Annotated in this window: 20 protein-coding genes; 8 read left to right on the top strand and 12 right to left on the bottom strand. The window is 55.7% G+C overall.

The features are described from left to right. The first annotated feature begins 39 nt into the window (after window positions 1-39). Complete coding sequence (locus ACZ5ER_RS02865) at window positions 40-315, top strand: acylphosphatase (protein WP_050002120.1); 276 nt, start codon at window positions 40-42, stop codon at window positions 313-315. Here ACZ5ER_RS02865 and ACZ5ER_RS02860 read toward each other — a convergent pair. Beyond that, a complete protein-coding gene (locus tag ACZ5ER_RS02860; protein WP_050002121.1) occupies window positions 299-892 on the bottom strand; it encodes a regulator of amino acid metabolism, contains ACT domain protein in 594 nt (197 codons plus the stop codon). The genes ACZ5ER_RS02865 and ACZ5ER_RS02860 overlap by 17 nt on opposite strands. 124 nt (window positions 893-1,016) lie before the next feature. Here ACZ5ER_RS02860 and ACZ5ER_RS02855 point away from each other — a divergent pair, with 124 nt between their 5' ends. The 4 genes from ACZ5ER_RS02855 to ACZ5ER_RS02840 all read left to right on the top strand — a co-directional run bounded on the left by ACZ5ER_RS02855 (window position 1,017) and on the right by ACZ5ER_RS02840 (window position 3,706). Continuing rightward, complete coding sequence (locus tag ACZ5ER_RS02855; RefSeq protein WP_050002122.1) at window positions 1,017-1,889, top strand: ADP-dependent ribose-1-phosphate kinase; 873 nt, start codon at window positions 1,017-1,019, stop codon at window positions 1,887-1,889. Window positions 1,890-1,971: 82 nt separating this feature from the next. Then, window positions 1,972-2,259 carry a hypothetical protein gene (locus tag ACZ5ER_RS02850; protein ID WP_050002123.1) on the top strand — a complete coding sequence of 96 codons (288 nt, stop codon included), beginning with the start codon at window positions 1,972-1,974 and terminating at the stop codon, window positions 2,257-2,259. Between the two features lie 132 nt (window positions 2,260-2,391). Further along, a complete protein-coding gene (gene tfe, locus ACZ5ER_RS02845; RefSeq protein WP_050002124.1) occupies window positions 2,392-2,928 on the top strand; it encodes a transcription factor E in 537 nt (178 codons plus the stop codon). Between the two features lie 46 nt (window positions 2,929-2,974). Continuing rightward, entirely contained in the window at window positions 2,975-3,706 is a 732-nt protein-coding gene (locus ACZ5ER_RS02840; RefSeq protein WP_050002125.1) for a DUF2110 family protein, read from the top strand. Here ACZ5ER_RS02840 and ACZ5ER_RS02835 read toward each other — a convergent pair. The 9 genes from ACZ5ER_RS02835 to ACZ5ER_RS02795 form a co-directional block, all read right to left on the bottom strand. Continuing rightward, window positions 3,693-5,051, bottom strand: coding sequence for a hypothetical protein (locus tag ACZ5ER_RS02835; protein WP_464934758.1), 1,359 nt, complete (start codon window positions 5,049-5,051; stop codon window positions 3,693-3,695). The genes ACZ5ER_RS02840 and ACZ5ER_RS02835 overlap by 14 nt on opposite strands. A 130-nt stretch (window positions 5,052-5,181) precedes the next feature. Continuing rightward, window positions 5,182-6,078, bottom strand: coding sequence for an Mrp/NBP35 family ATP-binding protein (locus tag ACZ5ER_RS02830; protein WP_464934757.1), 897 nt, complete (start codon window positions 6,076-6,078; stop codon window positions 5,182-5,184). 96 nt (window positions 6,079-6,174) lie between these two features. Continuing rightward, the gene (porB, locus tag ACZ5ER_RS02825) at window positions 6,175-7,170 is read right to left on the bottom strand and encodes a pyruvate synthase subunit PorB (RefSeq protein WP_050002128.1); all 996 of its coding nucleotides are present in this window, start codon (window positions 7,168-7,170) and stop codon (window positions 6,175-6,177) included. 10 nt (window positions 7,171-7,180) lie between these two features. Further along, window positions 7,181-8,365 (bottom strand): pyruvate synthase subunit PorA, encoded by a 1,185-nt coding sequence (porA, locus tag ACZ5ER_RS02820; RefSeq protein ID WP_050002129.1) that lies wholly within the window; start codon window positions 8,363-8,365, stop codon window positions 7,181-7,183. An 11-nt stretch (window positions 8,366-8,376) separates the two neighbouring features. Next, window positions 8,377-8,694, bottom strand: a complete 318-nt coding sequence (porD, locus tag ACZ5ER_RS02815; RefSeq protein ID WP_050002130.1) for a pyruvate synthase subunit PorD — start codon at window positions 8,692-8,694, stop codon at window positions 8,377-8,379. Window positions 8,695-8,752: 58 nt separating this feature from the next. Further along, the gene (locus ACZ5ER_RS02810; RefSeq protein ID WP_050002131.1) at window positions 8,753-9,688 is read right to left on the bottom strand and encodes a 3-methyl-2-oxobutanoate dehydrogenase subunit beta; all 936 of its coding nucleotides are present in this window, start codon (window positions 9,686-9,688) and stop codon (window positions 8,753-8,755) included. 5 nt (window positions 9,689-9,693) lie between these two features. Continuing rightward, complete coding sequence (gene porA / locus ACZ5ER_RS02805) at window positions 9,694-10,884, bottom strand: pyruvate ferredoxin oxidoreductase (RefSeq protein ID WP_464934756.1); 1,191 nt, start codon at window positions 10,882-10,884, stop codon at window positions 9,694-9,696. Window position 10,885: 1 nt separating this feature from the next. Continuing rightward, window positions 10,886-11,203, bottom strand: a complete 318-nt coding sequence (locus tag ACZ5ER_RS02800; RefSeq protein ID WP_050002133.1) for a 3-methyl-2-oxobutanoate dehydrogenase subunit delta — start codon at window positions 11,201-11,203, stop codon at window positions 10,886-10,888. 40 nt (window positions 11,204-11,243) lie between these two features. Then, window positions 11,244-11,801: a pyruvate/ketoisovalerate ferredoxin oxidoreductase subunit gamma gene (locus tag ACZ5ER_RS02795; protein ID WP_050002134.1), complete on the bottom strand. Its 558-nt coding sequence runs from the start codon at window positions 11,799-11,801 to the stop codon at window positions 11,244-11,246. 199 nt (window positions 11,802-12,000) lie between these two features. Between ACZ5ER_RS02795 and ACZ5ER_RS02790 the strand changes: the two genes are divergently transcribed. Further along, complete coding sequence (locus ACZ5ER_RS02790; protein WP_464935062.1) at window positions 12,001-12,963, top strand: anion permease; 963 nt, start codon at window positions 12,001-12,003, stop codon at window positions 12,961-12,963. Between the two features lie 3 nt (window positions 12,964-12,966). Here the strand turns inward: ACZ5ER_RS02790 and hflX are convergent, their stop codons facing one another. Further along, window positions 12,967-14,241, bottom strand: coding sequence for a GTPase HflX (hflX, locus tag ACZ5ER_RS02785; protein WP_464934755.1), 1,275 nt, complete (start codon window positions 14,239-14,241; stop codon window positions 12,967-12,969). A gap of 82 nt (window positions 14,242-14,323) precedes the next feature. Between hflX and ACZ5ER_RS02780 the strand changes: the two genes are divergently transcribed. Then, on the top strand, window positions 14,324-15,865 hold the full coding sequence (locus tag ACZ5ER_RS02780) for a HEAT repeat domain-containing protein (protein ID WP_050002137.1): 1,542 nt from the start codon (window positions 14,324-14,326) through the stop codon (window positions 15,863-15,865). Between the two features lie 32 nt (window positions 15,866-15,897). On the opposite strand, the gene ACZ5ER_RS02775 is transcribed toward ACZ5ER_RS02780, so the two are convergent. Beyond that, window positions 15,898-16,233, bottom strand: coding sequence for a nascent polypeptide-associated complex protein (locus tag ACZ5ER_RS02775; protein WP_050002138.1), 336 nt, complete (start codon window positions 16,231-16,233; stop codon window positions 15,898-15,900). A gap of 60 nt (window positions 16,234-16,293) precedes the next feature. Here ACZ5ER_RS02775 and ACZ5ER_RS02770 point away from each other — a divergent pair, with 60 nt between their 5' ends. After that, complete coding sequence (locus ACZ5ER_RS02770; protein ID WP_227738742.1) at window positions 16,294-16,506, top strand: hypothetical protein; 213 nt, start codon at window positions 16,294-16,296, stop codon at window positions 16,504-16,506. Window positions 16,507-16,589: the final 83 nt, after the last annotated feature.

The following is a 16,589-nucleotide window of genomic DNA, read 5'->3' as shown; positions in this document are numbered from 1 at the left end:
CTTAAATTCATTGTGGGAGAAATTGAAACGGGATGGTGTATGGGCAAGGTCAGGGCTCACCTAAGGATATACGGAAGAGTCCAGGGAGTGGGATTCCGCTGGAGCATGCAGAGGGAAGCGAGGAAGCTCGGAGTGGCTGGCTGGGTAAGGAACCTGCCGGACGGCAGCGTCGAAGCAGTCATAGAAGGCGATGAAGAAAGGGTCGAGGCACTGATAGGCTGGGCCCACCAGGGGCCGCCCCTAGCGAGGGTAACGAGGGTGGAGGTAAAGTGGGAAGAACCGGAGGGCCTTGAGGGCTTCAAGGTCGTTGGGTAGTCGCCTCAAGGAGAACTCTCTTCGGGCAGTACTTGACCTCACAGTAGTTGCACACCAGCTTTTCCTTCTCCCTCTCAGGCGTGTGGAGTATGAACTTCTGGAACCCGCGGATGTCCTTTATCTTTGCGAACGTTTCGACTGGGAGGGTGCCGTCTATGACGATGAATATCTTGCTCGTTCCCTCCCGCAGGTTTCTGCTGAAGACCTCCATGACGCGGACGTTGTTCTCGGCGAGAATCCGCATTACCTCGGCAAAGGCCCTCTCGTAGCCCCCCTTATCCACGTCAATCTCAAGCACTTCCCAGCCCATTAAAGGCGCGACGTCTATGAGGCCCGGAAGAGGGTTCAGGCGCTCGAAAATGAGCTTGAGGGAGTAAGTCTTCTCGATGTATTCTATGGTGTGGTAGATTATCTTCCTGTTCACCCCTATTGCCCTCGCGAGCTCGCTTATTGGAACCTCCACGTTCCTGATGTAAATTTTACCGTTACGCACGCTCAGGCCGTTCTCAAACAGGAACTCGGCAACCTTTCTTCTGGCAGGATAGTTCTTGAAGTAAGCCTCGAGTATGAGCATCATCTTTGTCCACCTCTTACTCATATGTGGGTAGGAATGGATATTTAAACTTTTTTCTGGAGACAAAGGTTAATAACGCAAATACCCTAATGCCCACACAATTCGAGAGCTGAGGGAGGTGAGAAAGATGTTTGACGTCATCGGGATGGGCAACCTCAACTACGACATAATTTTCCTCCTTGACCGCTTCCCCGAGTTCCATGAGAAGGTCGTCTCAAAGGAGGCACACTTCGGCCTCGGAGGTGCCGCCGGGAACACGATAAGCTGGCTCGCGACGTTCGGACTGAAGACCGGATTCATCGGCGCCGTTGGAAGGGACGAGATTGGCGAGGCCCACCTGAGGTACTTCGAAAAGCTAGGCGTTGACACGTCCGGCATAGACGTTGTTGACGTCCCGTCAGGAGTGGCTGTGGCCATGGTTCACGGGGACGACAAGAGGATTATCAAGCACCCCGGCGCCAACGCACTCAGGAAGTTCAAGCCGGACTACGCGAGAAAGGCGAAGCTCCTGCACCTCTCGTCCAACCCGCCGGAGCTCATAGAGGAAGCCGTCCGCTTCGCGAACGCCAACGGAATCCTGATTTCGGTGGACATCGGAGAGGCGACTCTGCCGAGAGAAGTTGAGGGGATGATAGACCACCTCCTGATGAACGAAGACGAGTACAGGAGGAAGTACGGCTCCCTCGACACTTCCCTCAGCAACGCAAAGAACCTCATAATAACCCTCAATGGGGGAGGAGCACTCGTCCGTGAAGGGGACGAGACCTACGAAGTCCGCGGACTGAGCGCAAGGGTCGTTGACAGCACGGGGGCGGGAGACTCCTTCGACGCGGGAGTGATTTACGGGGTTCTCCAGGGATGGTCTCTCAGAGACGCCGCCAAGCTCGGCATGCTCCTGGCCTATCTGACCGTCCAGAAGGTCGGCGCGAGGAGTGCAATAATACCGCTCGAAGAGGTCATCAAAATGTCAAAAGAGCTGAACCTCGATTTGCCATGGTAACAATGGCCCTCCACCGTTGGAAAACCTTAAAAATTCGGGCTTCAAAAAAGGTTAGAGAGGCTAAAGAGCGGAGGTGAGCCCTTTGGAAATAGTGATTGACAACTTCAAGCCAAAGATAACAAGGCCATTCAAGAGAAAAAACGAGTACTGGGTCAAGCTCATCCTTCCTGATGGAGAGGAGTACATAATGAAGTTCAAGAGCCCCCTTGAGGCAGAGGACGCGATATACGGCATGCTCGACGACCTTCAGGTCTACGGAGGAAAGGTCAAGCTCAAGCTCCGCGAGGGAAACGTCATCGAGGACATCGAGGTTATCGAGCTCTACAAGCCGTCCGCAAAGGAACTCCTCAACGAGTACTTCAACGACTGACGTCCTTTTCTGTTCATTATCGTTGTCATTTTGACAGGAAACTTATATATAGCCCCACGCCCAATATTTATATCGGAGTCTATCCGTTTAGGTGTCTTAGGCACCACGATCAAATACGTGGAGGTCGTCCCAGTGGCAAGACGGAAGGACAAGGAGCTCATCGAGATTGCAATGGACATCGGTGGAGAAGAGGCCGTTGAGGTAGTTAAGGCCCTCGAAAAAATGAAGGAAGCCACCGACGAGGAGCTGGCCGAGAAAACGGGCATAAGGGTCAACACTGTGAGAAGAATACTCTACCAGCTCAACGATCAGGGGCTGGCCGACTTCAAGAGAATCCGCGACCCGGAGACGGGGTGGTATTACTACTACTGGCGCCTTGAGACCAAGAGGCTGCCCGAAGTAATAAGGGCCAAGAAAATGGCCGAACTGAAGAAGCTCAAGGAGATGCTCGAAGAGGAGACCAGCGAGATTTACTACTGGTGCGGTGAGGAGGGGCACCCGAGGCTCACCTTCGACGAGGCCATGGAGTACGAGTTCCAGTGCCCGATATGCGGTAAGATGCTCATGCAGTACGACAACAGCCGAATTGTCGAAGAGCTCAAGAAGCGTATAGAAGAGCTTGAAATTGAACTGGGCCTCAGGAAGAAGCCCAGGCAAAAGAAGAGTTAAAATAAGGAGGAATGGCTCCCTTTAATGAACTTCGGGGATGGTGAAGATGGAAGAAGTGGTTATTCTTGAGAAGGTTTACGGGGACAGGAGCGGTTTTGACAAGCTCAACAGGAAGCTCCGCCCCCTTTTGGCGGACCTGGAAGTCGAGTGGAAGCTCTCGGCAACGACCAAGAACTGGGTGAAGGTAAGCCTCTCCGGCGAGGACGAAGAGGTAAGCGCCAACCTCGTCAGAGAGGAGTTCGGCGAGGTTCCCTACAGCCTCAAGAACGTTGAAGTTGGGAAGACCTACAGGGGGCGCTTCATAGACCTCGGTAAGGTCGGGTACGGCACCTACGTCGATATAGGGATTTTCAAGCCCAGGCCAAAGGACGCGCTAATTCCCCTTTACTACCTCAAGAAGACCTTCAGGGACAAGCCGGTAAGGCAGATGATACGCGAGTTCGGCTGGATTGACAACCTCCCGGTAGAGGTGGAAGTCACTGACATCGAGTTTGGGGCGAGGGAAGTCGAGCTCGCCTTCAGCGAAGCCCAGCTGAGGAAGATTAAGGAGTGGCTGAGCGACGGCCACGACAAGCTCTTCATAGCGGGAACCATAAGCGAGAAGGTCGAAGAGGCGCTTATCAAAACCGGTCACGGAAGGGACGTCAAGAGGATGGAAGAGCTCGGGCTCATGGAGACCCTTCTCGTCCTAAAGAAGGGCACCCAGGCACCGGGCATCATCAAGGAAATCGGCCCCCACCTCAAGGGAGCCGTTTTCGGGGCAATCAAGTTTGAATGACCGAGTGAACGAGCCTGACTGCGAGCACTGAAATGAGAACCAGGACGTAGGGGAATAACCCCTCAACGAAAGGTGCCATCAGAAAGAACGCAAGCGTCGAGAGCGTTATGAACGCAGTCGGGCCCTTCCACCTTATTTTTCTAAAACTTGCCGCCAGGGCGTAGAGCAAAACTACAAGGCTTAAGAAAGACTGCGATACTATGCCCTCAAAGAAACCCACGTTGAACTGAAAGCTCGTCCAACTTGCCAACCAGTCGGAGCCGTAAACTCTAACCAGAGCTCCAAAGCCAGCCCACGTCAGGACAAGGTAGAGAGAGTTCATGGACTTTCTTCCGGGGTACGTGAGGGCGAGAAACAGGGGGAACAGCAGGGCGTAGGGGTTCACGAGGGACGCGACGAGCGTGGCGAACGAAAGCACCAGTACCTGAACAGTTCTTCCCATGCCAGGGGTAACTGGCAGGTTCATTGCCAGGGCAAGGGCGAGGAGCATCAGTACGACGCCCGGGAGGACTGAGCCGAGGGCACAGACCTCGGAGCGGAAGACCGGCGAAGATAGGGCCAGCCCAAGGGCGACAAAGCCGAGCCCCCTCTCATGTCTGGGCGCAACATAAAAGAACAGCCCCGCCATTGAGAGGAGGAGAAGCCAGTGAACCAGCCAGAGGTTCTCGTCAACCGGAGGGATGACGGAAAGAATGCCTCCCACCAATGTAGCCAGTGGAGAAGACGACGCTCCACCGGATGAAACGGTCAGTGCCTCAAAGAGGAAATTCACTGAGTTTTCAGAGAGAGAAGGTTCATTGGAGACAAAGAACCACGAAAGTACCAAAGAAGCCGCAAGGATAAAGAACCTGGGGGAGTAGTCCCTGCCCTTTCTGAGACTGAGCACCACGAGAATGATTATAGCCAGCGCCAGCACTGCAAAGACGGTTAATGCCTCCTTAGTAGGGGCCCAGATTTCGGAGAAAGCCTCGTGCGTCAGGTAGATGTTGTCCTCGGCCCCGGTTATAAAAACGGTGTCGTTAACGACAACCACCATCGGGGAAAGGGAGAAGCTTTCAGGGAGACCCGTCAGGTTCCAAAGCAGTCTCATCTCGGGGTTCTCGTAGACGTTACCAACGAGAACTGTTGTGCCGTTTCCGTGCTCCAAGACCTCACCGAGCTTTGCATCAACGTAGCGCGCCCAGCCCCTCGCCCATGCGTCCTCTCCGGGAACAACTTGATAGGTTGTGTTGGACTGCAAAAACTCTTCAAAACTGGCCTTATCAGGATAATAACTAACCCCGCCGGCAGAAACGGGCGGCAAGAGGAGCAGGAGAAGCAAAAGCACGGCCGAAACCTTTCTCATTCTCCCCCCTCTGTTATAAGTGGAGACAGGGGTTAAAAGCTTAACGTAGCCTGGTCCAGCGCGGCCCCATCGCAACGGCTCCCGCCGGCCTGAGCCGCGCCGGGGAAGAATGAGTAAAAGGAGTTAAAAATCACTCGGTTTTCTGCTCCTCTCCCTCACCCTTGAGCTCCTCAAGCTTCTTCACGAGCTCATCGGCTATCTCCAGGAAGGCCTTCGCCGCAGGGGTGTCGCCGTAGAGGACTATCGGCATGCCGGCGTCGCTGGCTTCCCTGGCCTTGAGGTCTATCGGGACATCACCGAGGAAATCAACCCCCTCCTTCTCGGCCAGCTTCCTGCCTCCGCCCTTGCCGAAGAGGTCAATCTCGTTGCCGCAGTGCGGACAGATGAGGTAGCTCATGTTTTCAACGACGGCTATGTAGGGCACTTCCATCTTCTTCATCATGTTGACGGCCTTGCCGGTGTCGAGCAGGGCAACTTCCTGTGGGGTAGTGACTATAACCGCCGCGTCGAGCTGGACGTTCTGGACGACCGTGAGGATTTCATCGCCCGTTCCGGGCGGGAAGTCGATTATCATGAAGTCGAGCTCACCCCACTTCACGTCGCCGAGGAGCTGTTTGATGGCCTTGGTAACGAGGGCCCCACGCCAGATTATCGGCTGGTCTTCGGGGACGAGGAAGCCCATGCTCATGACTTTGATCGGGGTCGTCTGGCCGAGGAAGTCGTTCATGGGGGGAATCATCTCAAAGTGCCCGTCCTCCATGCGCTCGGCCAGGACATCGGCCTTGTCAACGCCGAGCATCTTCGCCACGTTCGGCCCGTGTATGTCCGCGTCGAGGAGGCCAACGTAGTAGCCCTTCTTGGCGAGGGCCGTGGCAAGGTTAACCGCAACGGTGCTCTTTCCAACGCCGCCCTTACCGCTGAGGACGGCTATCCTGTACTTCCACTTCTTCTGCTTCTCCTTAATCCTCTCGGTGAGCGGGTCAGTGCCCAGACCACCCACGTTAAGTGTCGGAGCCTTGATCGTCATTTACATCACCGGAGAGAATAGTTCGGGCAACTTAAAAACCTTTGTCCCAAAATCCGGCAGAATTGCTCAAATATGGGTAGAAAAGAGGGGAAAGGTTCACTCCTCCGGCTTCGGGAGGGTGACATCGACGCCGAGGACTTTCCACATGGCCTTTATCTGCTCGCGGAGCTCGTCGATGGCTTCAGGCTTCTTGAAGAGGTGCTTGAACCTGCCCTGGAGCTTGAGGTACTCCTCTATGGGCTTCTTAAACTCGATGGCAACTACTTTGCCTCCCTCGCGCTTGACCTTGGCGCCTCCTCCGGGCGGCTGTATCTTGATGTTGTGGAAGTCGCCGTTCTCAATCTCGAAGAGCGGCCAGACACCGGTCTCGATGGCGAGGCGGGCTATCTCAACGCCCTTCTCAAGCGGGCTCTTCCAGCCGGTCGGGCAGGTGCAGTGAACCTGGACGAAGGCCGGGCCGTCCACCTTGGCGGCCTTCTTCATCTTCCTGACGAAGTCGAACGGGTTTCCAATGCTGGCGGTGGCGACGTAGGGCACCTGGTGGGCTGCAGCTATAAGCGCGACCCACTTCTTGGGCTTGTCCTCACCGATGGAGTACTTGCCGGGCGGGCTGGTGGTCGTCCAGGCTCCATAGGGGGTCGAGCTCGACCTCTGGATTCCGGTGTTCATGTAGGCCTCGTTGTCGTACATGAGGTAGACCACGTTGTGCCAGCGCTCGAGCATACCGCTGAGGGCCTGCATACCGATGTCGGCGGTACCACCGTCTCCACCGATGGCCAGTATCTTGCCCTTCCTTCCGAGCTTCTTCCAAGCGGCTTCGACACCACTGGCGGCGGCGGCCGCGTTCTCGAAGGCAACGTGCACCCATGGGACTTTCCAGGCAGTGTACGGGAAGACGGCACTAACGACCTCCATACATCCGGTGGCCTGGGCTATGGCGAAGGCGTTCGGGTCGCCGTACTTCTCCTCCATGGCCTCGCTGAAGGCCTTTGTGGCGAGCTTAAGAGCGATGGCACAGCCACAGCCGGCACACGCAGCGTGGCCCGGTGCCCAGTACTCGCGAGTGGTAATGGGGGGCTTCCTAACGGCCATTTTCCTCACCTCACAGGATCTCCTTCCTAAGTCCTATCCAGTTGACCTCATCAAACTCCTCTCCAGCGAGGGCCTTCTGGGCGATCGCGAGGGCCTCGTCGAGGTCCTTGAAGGTGACGTCCCTTCCACCGAGACCGAGGATGAAGTCGACGATCTTCGGCTTCTCCTCCTGGTTGATGAGGGCCCTGCTGAAGTCCTGGAAGAGTGCTCCACCGACGCTGAAGGTGACGTTCTTCTCAAGGAGCGCGAGAACCTTGGCCTTCTTGGCGAGCTCCCTGACCTCCTCGGTCGGGAACGGGCGGTAAACGGTGAGCTTCGCGGCACCGACCTTGAGGCCCTTCTCCCTGAGGTGGTCAACATACTCCTTGACGGTTCCGGCGAGGGAGCCCATGGTGACGAAGATTATCTCCGCGTCGTCGGTCCTGTACTCCTCAACCTTCTGGTACTTTCTACCAAAGCGCTTCTCGAACTCGGCGAAGACCTCGTCGATGACCTTCTTGGCGTTCTCGTTGGCCTGCCAGACGGTGTAGCGGGCCTCCATGTAGTGGGCCGGGAAGGCGAGCGTACCCTGGGTGATCGGCCTGGCCGGGTCGAGGTAGGCGTGCTTCGGCTCGTACTCGCCGAGGAACTCGTCAACGAGCTCCTGGTCAGGTATCTCGACGGGCTCGACGGTGTGTGTGAGAATGAACGCGTCGAAGCCGACCATCGCCGGGAGGAGGACACGCTCGTCCTCGGCGACCTTGAAGGCCATCAGGATGAGGTCTAAAGCTTCTTGATTGTTCTCGGCGTAGAACTGGAGCCAGCCGGTGTCGCGCTCGCTGATGGTGTCCTGCCAGTCGTTCCAGATGTTGATCGGAGCGCTTAAAGCCCTGTTTCCAACGGCGATGACTATCGGAAGGCGCATTCCCGCTGCTATGAAGAGGATTTCATGCATCAGGGCGAGACCCTGGGAAGCGGTCGCGGTGAAAGTCCTGACGCCCGCGGCGGAGGCACCGACACAGGCGGAGATAGCGGAGTGCTCGCTCTCGACCTTGATGAACTCGGCGTCGAGCTCGCCGTTGGCGACGAACTCGCTGATCTTCTCGGGGACGAGGGTTGACGGGGTAATGGGGAACGCGGCTATAACCTTCGGCTTGGCAAGCTTCGCGGCCCAAGCGGCGGCTTCATTTGCCTTCATAACGGTTCTAATCGGCATTTTTCACCACCTCACTTGCTCTCCCTAACCATAACTATGGCATCAACAGGGCACTCGTTCGCACAAATACCACAGCCCTTACAGTAGTCGTAGTCAAAGACCGGGTAGCCCTCCTCGTCAAGGTAGATTGCAGGCTCAGGGCAGTAGATGTAGCAGAGGTAGCACCTGGTGCACTTGTCCCTGTTGAACTCGGGCATGAAGACTCTCCAGCTTCCGGTCTTGTTGATTACGCTACTGCCCGGGATGTAAGCAATTGCTCCCGGTGTCATCTTTTCGCTATACTCCTTCTGAACCCGCTCAATGTCGGCCTTAAACGGACTCTCAGCCATATGTATCACCTCGGGTGAGTTATCAGCGGGAAACTTAAACCTTATGGAAAAGGAAAGGTCAGCCGAAGACCTCGGCAAGCTTCTTGAGCTTCTCCCACTCGCGGAGCACCCAGCTCTGGAGGTTCTCGATGTCCTCCTTTGTCATGTACTTGAACCTGCCCTGGAGCTTGAGGAACTCCTCGATGGGCTTGGGCTCCTTCTTCGGGCTGGGCATGTTTATCTTGTACTTGCCGTTCTCGTACTCGAAGAGCGGGAAGTATGCGGTCTGAACGGCGAGCCTCGCGAGCTCGATGCTCTTGTCGGTCGGGGCGCGCCAGCCGGTCGGGCACGGGGCAAAGAGCTGGATAAAGCTCGGGCCCTCAATCTCCCTGGCCTTCTTGAGCTTTCTTATAAAGTCCTCGGGATAAGCCACGCTAGCGGTCGCCGCATATGGAATGTTGTGGGCTATGACGATGTCGATGACCTTCTTCTTGTGCCTCTTCTCAAGGAAGTGCTTCTTTCCGCCCGGAGTGTTGGTGGTCCACGCACCGTAGGGGGTTGAACTTGACCTCTGGATTCCGGTGTTCATGTAAGCCTCATTGTCGTACATTATGTAGACCGCGTCGTGGCCCCTCTCAAGGAAGCCCGAAAGCGCCTGGAGACCGATGTCGGCGGTACCACCGTCGCCGGCCCAGCCGACGACCATGACTCCGTCCTCGCCCTTGACCTTGATTCCCCTCGCCTTCAGGGCGGCCTCTATACCGCCAAGGACGGCACCGGTCGTCTCGAACGCGGTGTGGAAGAGGTTCGCATCAAGGGCGGTGTAGGGCCAGGGGCCGGCTATGATGGTCGAACAGCAAGCCGGGATGGTGAAGATGGTCTTCCTCCCGTAGGCCTTGAGGACGTAACGGAGGCCCAGGGCGGCACCACAGCCCTGGCAGGCGGTGTGACCAGCGTAAAAGTGCTCCTCAGCGGGAATGCTCAACCTCTTCTTAACGTTCTCAGGAATCTCCATCGTTCTCACCTCTTAAGGTGGTACCAGTCAACCTCCACATCAAGCTCGCCCTTCTCGATTATGGCCTTCATGTTCTCTGCAATCTTCTTGACGTCCGGCACTGTGAAGTCCCTGCCTCCGAGACCGACGATGTAGTTCTTCATTATCGGCCTCGCCGAGGTGTTGTAGAGCGCTCCCTTGGCCTCGTTGAAGAGTATACCCTCCTGGCCAAAGGAGAAGTTCCTGTCGAGAACCGCTATTCCCTTAACGCTCTCGGCTATCTCCCTGAGCTCCTCCTTCGGGAACGGGCGGAACCACCTGACCTTGGCGTAGCCGACCTTGTAGCCCTCCTTCCTGAGGAGCTCGACGGCCTCCTTGACGGTTCCCATGAGGGAGCCCATACCCATGAAGACGAAGTCGGCATCGTCAACGTAGCCCTTCTCAATCATATCGCTGTAGTCCCTGCCGAAGCGCTCGCCGAACTCCTTACCGACGTCCTTGATGACCTTCTTGGCGTCTTCCATGGCCTTGGCTATCTTGTAGCGGAACTCGTAGTAGTCAGCCGGAGTTCCAAGGGCACCGACTGAAAATGGCCTGCTGAAGTCAGCCAGGTCGTAGAGCGGCTTCCTCGGCGGGAGGAACTCGTCAACGAGCTCCTGCGGAATCATCTCGACGACGTCGTAGGTGTGGCTCAGGATGAAGGCGCTCTCAACGACCATAGCCGGAAGGTTGACGGTCTCGGCTATCTTAAAGGCCATCAGGACGCCGTCGTAGACCTCCTGGTTGTTCTCGGCGTAGAACTGCATCCAGCCGGTGTCACGCTGGGCCAGGCTGTCGGTCTGGTCGTCCCAGACGCTCCACGGCGGAGCCATGGCACGGTTAACGTCAACCATAACTATCGGCAGTCTCGCACCGCTCGCCCAGTGGAGCATCTCATGCATGAGGGCAAGGCCCTGGGCAGAAGTGGCCGTGAAGGCCCTCGCACCGGCCGCGGAAGCGCCTATGCACGCGGCCATGGCGGAGTGCTCGCTCTCGACGGGGACGTACTGGAGGTTCTCAACCTCACCGTTGGCTATGAACTCGGCAACCTTCTCAATGATGCTGGTCTGGGGGGTTATCGGGTAAGCGGCAACTACCTGGACGCGGGCGTGCTTGACGGCGTAAGCGGCCGCGTAGTTACCACTCACAACCTTCCTAATAGGCTTGTACTCGGCCATATCACTTCTCCTCCTTCTCCATTGTTATGGCCTTGGTCGGGCACTCGTTCGCACAAATACCACAGCCCTTACAGTAGTCGTAGTCAATCGCCACGTAGCCGTCTTCCTTGATGTATATCGCCGGCTCTGGGCAGAACTTCCAGCAGATGTAGCACTTGACACACTTGTCTTCATTAACAACCGGTATGAAAGTTCTCCAGTCGCCCGTGAAGTTTACCAGGGTAGTCCCCAGGGTTATCGGCGCCTCCGGGTACTGCTCAACAGACGTGAAAGTGAGCTTCTCGGCCCGCGCCTTCTTTTCTCCAAACAAAGTGTTCAACTTCACCACCACCCGCCTCTTTAAGGAAGGGAAGAGAAGATCAGAGCTCGTAGACAACGGTCTTGTTGAATGCCTCTTCGGCGGCCTTGGCGTTCTTCTCGCCGAGGGCTCCCGAGAAGGTCTCCTTGATGGCCTCCTTGACGTAGTCGAGCTCGACTATGCCGGTGGCCTTGGCGACGGCGCCGAGGATAGCGGTGTTGGTGATCGGGAGGCCGAGCACGTCAAGGGCGATGGTGGTAGCATCTACGAGGGCCAGCTTGGCCGGCTTCTTCTTGAGCTTCTCAAGGACCTCCTCCTTGCTCTTCTCGGTGTTGACGATGACTATTCCGTCGTCCTTGAGACCGGCGGTAACGTCGACGGTGTCGAGAAGGCTCGGGTCGAGGACGACAACGATGTCGGGCTCGTAAATCTGGGTCTTAATCCTTATCGGCTTGTCGTCAATCCTGGTGAAAGCCGTAACCGGCGCTCCACGCCTCTCAACACCGAAGAAGGGGAACGCCTGGACGTACTTGCCTGCCTTGAAGGCTGCTGAGGCTAAAATGTTGGCGGCCGTAACGGCACCCTGTCCACCCCTACCGTGAAAACGTATCTCAATCATCTTCCCTGCCTCCTTGAGGTTTTTCACCCGTAGTTAATCCGAAACATTTATTTAGGTTTCGGTATCGTGTTTAGGAATTCTAAATGGGGATTTTTTGGGTAAAGGTGAACTTTGAGTTCCGCCGATGGTTTTTTTCGCTCATCGTTTCCCGAAAACTTTTTTAATCAGCTATATAGACTATATAGGTCAGGTGGTGGGCATGGAGGGAATAGCAATAGCAGCGATTGCAGTGGCCTTCTACATCGCATGGAACATAGGCTCAAACGACTCGGCGAACGCCATGGGAACCGCCGTAGGTTCCGGAATACTGAGCTTCCGCCAGGCAACCCTCACGATAGCGATATTCGTCCTTCTCGGGGCATACCTGAAGGGCCACAAGGTCATGAAAACGGTCGGAAAGGGCATAGTGCCCGAAGGCTTCCTTACGATGGAGATGGCACTCATAGCCTTATTAGCCGCAGGGGTCTGGGTGACGATAGCGACCGTAAAAGGCCTCCCGGTTTCAACGACGCAGGCAATAGTCGGGGGCGTCATAGGGGTCGGCTTAGCCATGAAGGCCCCCGTCAACTGGGCCACCCTCGGAAAGATAGCCGCCGCGTGGGTGGTCTCGCCAATACTATCTGGAGTCTTTGCAATGGTTCTCTACAAGTTTTACTCCCGCGTGATTTCGAGCATAAAGAGCGTCTCGACGATTGAGACCCTCTACAAGGCACTCGCTATTCTCGGAGGCTCTTACATGGCCTTCAACTTCGGGACTAACGAGGTGGCCAACGCCTCCGGGCCGATAGTTGGTGCCGGCTTTATGGAGCCCAAAACAGCTGGAATCCTCGTCGCCCTAAGCCTCGCGGTAGGCTCTCTTACATTCAGCTACGCTGTGATGCACACCGTCGGAAAGAAGATAACGGCCCTCGGCCCCGTCTCGGCCTTCGCGGCCCAGTTCGGCTCTGCCATAGCTGTCAGCCTCGCCAACTTCTTCGGCCTCCCGGTCAGCTCAAGCCAGTCCATAGTGGGCGGTGTCGTCGGGGTCGGCCTGCTGGCCGGGCAGAAAGTCGAGAAGAGGGTCATCAAGGACATCATATTCGGCTGGGTGGCGACTCCTTCGACGGCAATTGTGATTTCATTCGTCCTCGTCAAGATTTTCAGCCTCGCCGGAATGGTGTGAGGGTCAGGAGGGGCGCTCTATCCTGACCCCCATTCTCGTGAGCTCCTTCAGCATGCCGGTCTGAATATAGGCCCTCACCCTTGTCACATCACCGTAGTCCACCGAAAGAACCTCGCCCACAGAGCTCACGAAGGAAATGACGGCGGGAACCTTTGAGGGGTCTTCAACGACTATCTCAAAGTGGCCGTACTTCGGTAGCTTGAGGAGAGTCCCCTCAAGGAGTGAGTAGAGCTCGTCAAGCCGGCCCTCTTTGGCAGATACCTTCGCAACGCCACCTATCGGGATTCCCAGCTCTTCACCGAGTTCAGCTATGAGCCTCGCCTTCTCCTCCGCGTCTTTCCGCTCGATTAGGTCAACCTTGTTGAGGACAACCAGGAGGGGCTTGTCGAGGGCCTTCAGCTCGCGGAGGACGTCTATAGACGCCCTAAACTTCCTCGCAATTTCACGCCAGGGTTCGCTCGAATCGAGGACGAGGAGGACTATATCCGCCTTGACTATCTCTTCAAGCGTCGAGTGGAAAGCCTCGACTATGAACGGGGGGAGGCCGTCTATGAACCCGACAGTGTCGGTGATGAGAACCCTCTTGCCCCCTAACCTGAAGCGCCTTGTAGTGGTGTCCAACGTCGTAAACATCTGGTTTCTGGCCTCTACGCTCTCCCCGGCCAGCGCGTTGAGGAGGGTTGACTTCCCCGCGTTCGTATACCCGGCAAGGGAGACCAGTATAAAGCCCACTTCTTCGCGCTTCTTTCTCCTGACTTCGCGCTCGGCCTTTACCCTTTCAAGCTCCTTCCTTATCTTACCCATGCGGTAGCGTATGTGTTTGAGGTACTGATGGGTCTGGTACTCACCCATGCCCTTAAAACCCGCCCTGTCACCGAGCTTGATTCGCCTTATTGCCTCTTTTACCAGCGGAATTTCGTACTGGAGGGAAGCCAGCTCGACCTGGAGCTTGGCCTCCTTGGAGTGGGCCCTCTTTTCGAAAATCTCAAGGACGAGCTGCCAGCGATCCATTATCTCAACTCGAAGCTCCTTCCAGAGGTTGTACGCCTGGGAGGGGGTCAGCCTGTTTGCAAAAATAACCTTATCCGGCCCCAGCTCTTTAACGAGTTCCTTAAGTTCTTCAAGCTTTCCCTTTCCTATGTTGTAGCGCGGGTGCTCCTCACGGTTCTGCTCAAGGACGGCCACGACATCATAGCCCGCGCTCCTAAGGAGCTCCTCAAACTCCACGCGGCTGAGCCTTTCCCTTCGAGAGTACCTGATGACACCTATTGCCCTCATCGTCTACCCCCTTGAAGGGGGGCTTAATAACCTTTGGGCTAAGCTTAAATCCAAACACACCGTAATATGTTAGGGGAAGACAATGCCGTGGCTAACACTCCTCGCCGTTCTGAACGGTAAAGATATAATTGTAGATAAAGGCGGCATAAAAGAAGACCTCTTGGCGTGGCGTCTTAATGACATCAAGATGCTAGCCGAGGAGTACGACAAGGCCTTCACGACCCTTCTCGAACTGCTAAACGACGACAACCCCCACGTGAGGGCGAACGTTATTCAGGTGCTCATGGACATGCTCTCAGAAGGAAAACTAGAAGGCGAAAGGCTAAAGCTCGCGCTCGATTCCGTGCTCGAGCTGGTGAAGGACGAAGACGAGAGGGTAGCACTGAAGGCCCTTGAATTCATAAACGCACTCCTTGAAACCGGTGAACTCACGGAGGAAGAGTATAAAAGGGTCACCGAGGCGCTGAAAGAGGTCGTGAAGTCCGGAATGCCCATTCTTGGCGAATATGCGGCCGAGGGCCTGGGCAAACTAGGCGCAAAGGTCGCCAGGATAGCATACAAGATAATCCAGTGGCTGTTTTCGCTCATAGGCTCAAGCAAAAAGAGGGAAGTCCAGAGCGCGGCGATAACTGCCCTGACCGAGATGGCCATGAAGACCAGCGACAGCAGGGTTCTAAACGAGGTCTTTGACGGAATATCCGACCTGCTCGCACACCCCGACCCGTACGTCGTTGAAAGGGCCCTCTACTCCATTGACCGAATGCTCTCAAGGGAAAAGGACATCAGCATGAGGAACAAACTAAAAGCGATAACTAGAATAAAGGAGCTTAGAAGTGACATCAAGCTCGGAACCAAAGCGTCCCAGGTGCTTGAAAAGCTTGAAAAAGCCACCGTGACGAGCGAGGAGGTAATAAGCGAGGCAGAGGCCAAAAAGAGGCTTGAGATAAGCCAATACAGCATAGACGACGTTGACAGGCTCTTGGACGCCGGAAAGACCGAGATAGTCGCAGAGATGGCCAAACTCGACTCAAACGTTATGGACATGGTTCTCGATATGCTGGAAAGCGACGACTACAGCAGGAGAATGGACGCGCTCTGGATTGTCGCACGGCTGACGAGCCACTTGACCCCAAGCGACGCCTATAGAATTCTTCCCGTGCTCGGGGACTTCCTGAAGAGCAAAAACCCATGGGCCCGTGAGACGGCCGCGAAGGTTCTCGCAGACATATACGCCCTCTACCCGGGCACGTCCAGGTTTTTCACCACGCTCCTTGACACCCTCCTTAAGTCGGGCAATCCAAGGGACGTTGAGGGGGCCCTCGAACTAATGGCCAAACTCTTAGACAGACTGCCGTCAAAAGATATGTTCACCGGAATGCTCAAGCTGGTTCTAAGGCTGCTGGACGACGAGAAAACCAGGGGAGTTACACTCCGCGTCCTCGCGAGGGAAGCACAGAAGCTCCTCGACCTGGACACGGAAGACCTCTTTGCGCTGGAACACAAGCTAAAGGAAATCTACGGAAAAGAAGGTGGAAAATACGACAACATAATAGCGGGCCTCATAGACGTGATAGAGGACATCCTCAAAATGCGCAGACAGGGAATAGTGATGACGAGCGATTGAGGTACGGCGAACAAAAGGGTAAGAAGAGATTATTACTCCCCGCTGAGCTTGAGGATTGCCTCAGCTATGTCGCCCTTCGTTTCTTTTAGGGCCTTGAGGGCCGTCTCCCTGTCAACTCCGGCCTGCTCCATGACGAGCTGGATGTCCTCTTCAGGTATCTCAATGACTTCCCTAACCTCCTCACTCCCGGGAACAATCTGGTAGGTCTTCTCGCCCTGGACGACCATCACGGTAACGGCGGGATCCTTAAGGACGATCTCCTTCCCCTCAAACCTCAGGACGACCTCCTTAACGCCCTCAAGCTCCTCCATCTTTATGCCGAGCTGGCGCATGAGCTTCTTCATCTGCCTCGGGTTCATACCCATCATCATGACCACCTAATAAGGAAGTCCCTCCGCAGTTTTAAAAAGGTTGGCAAAGTTTTTCAGGTGCTCCGCGAAATCCCGTTCGGTGAGAGTATGCCCTACATCCCACAGAGGGTTCCCTCTGATTTCCAAATTCTATTCGGCACACTGGGTGTAGTCCTGCTTTTTCTCGTATTCTGGCTCTTCTCTAACTGGATGAAGAGGTACGCAGAGAGAAAGGAGAAGGAAATCGAAGAGGAGCTTAAAGAGTTGGAGCAAATTGGGGAGCTACATTAGCCTACGTACAGACCGTTTGTCCCAGAACTGATAAACATAGAAAAAGAGCCGTGCCGCAGTTAGGAGAAGAAAAAACCTTCAGC

It is taken from the genome of Thermococcus marinus, assembly GCF_055389025.1.
The sequence above is the reverse complement of the archived record's forward strand: the minus strand, read 5'-3'. Positions and strand labels throughout refer to the sequence as shown.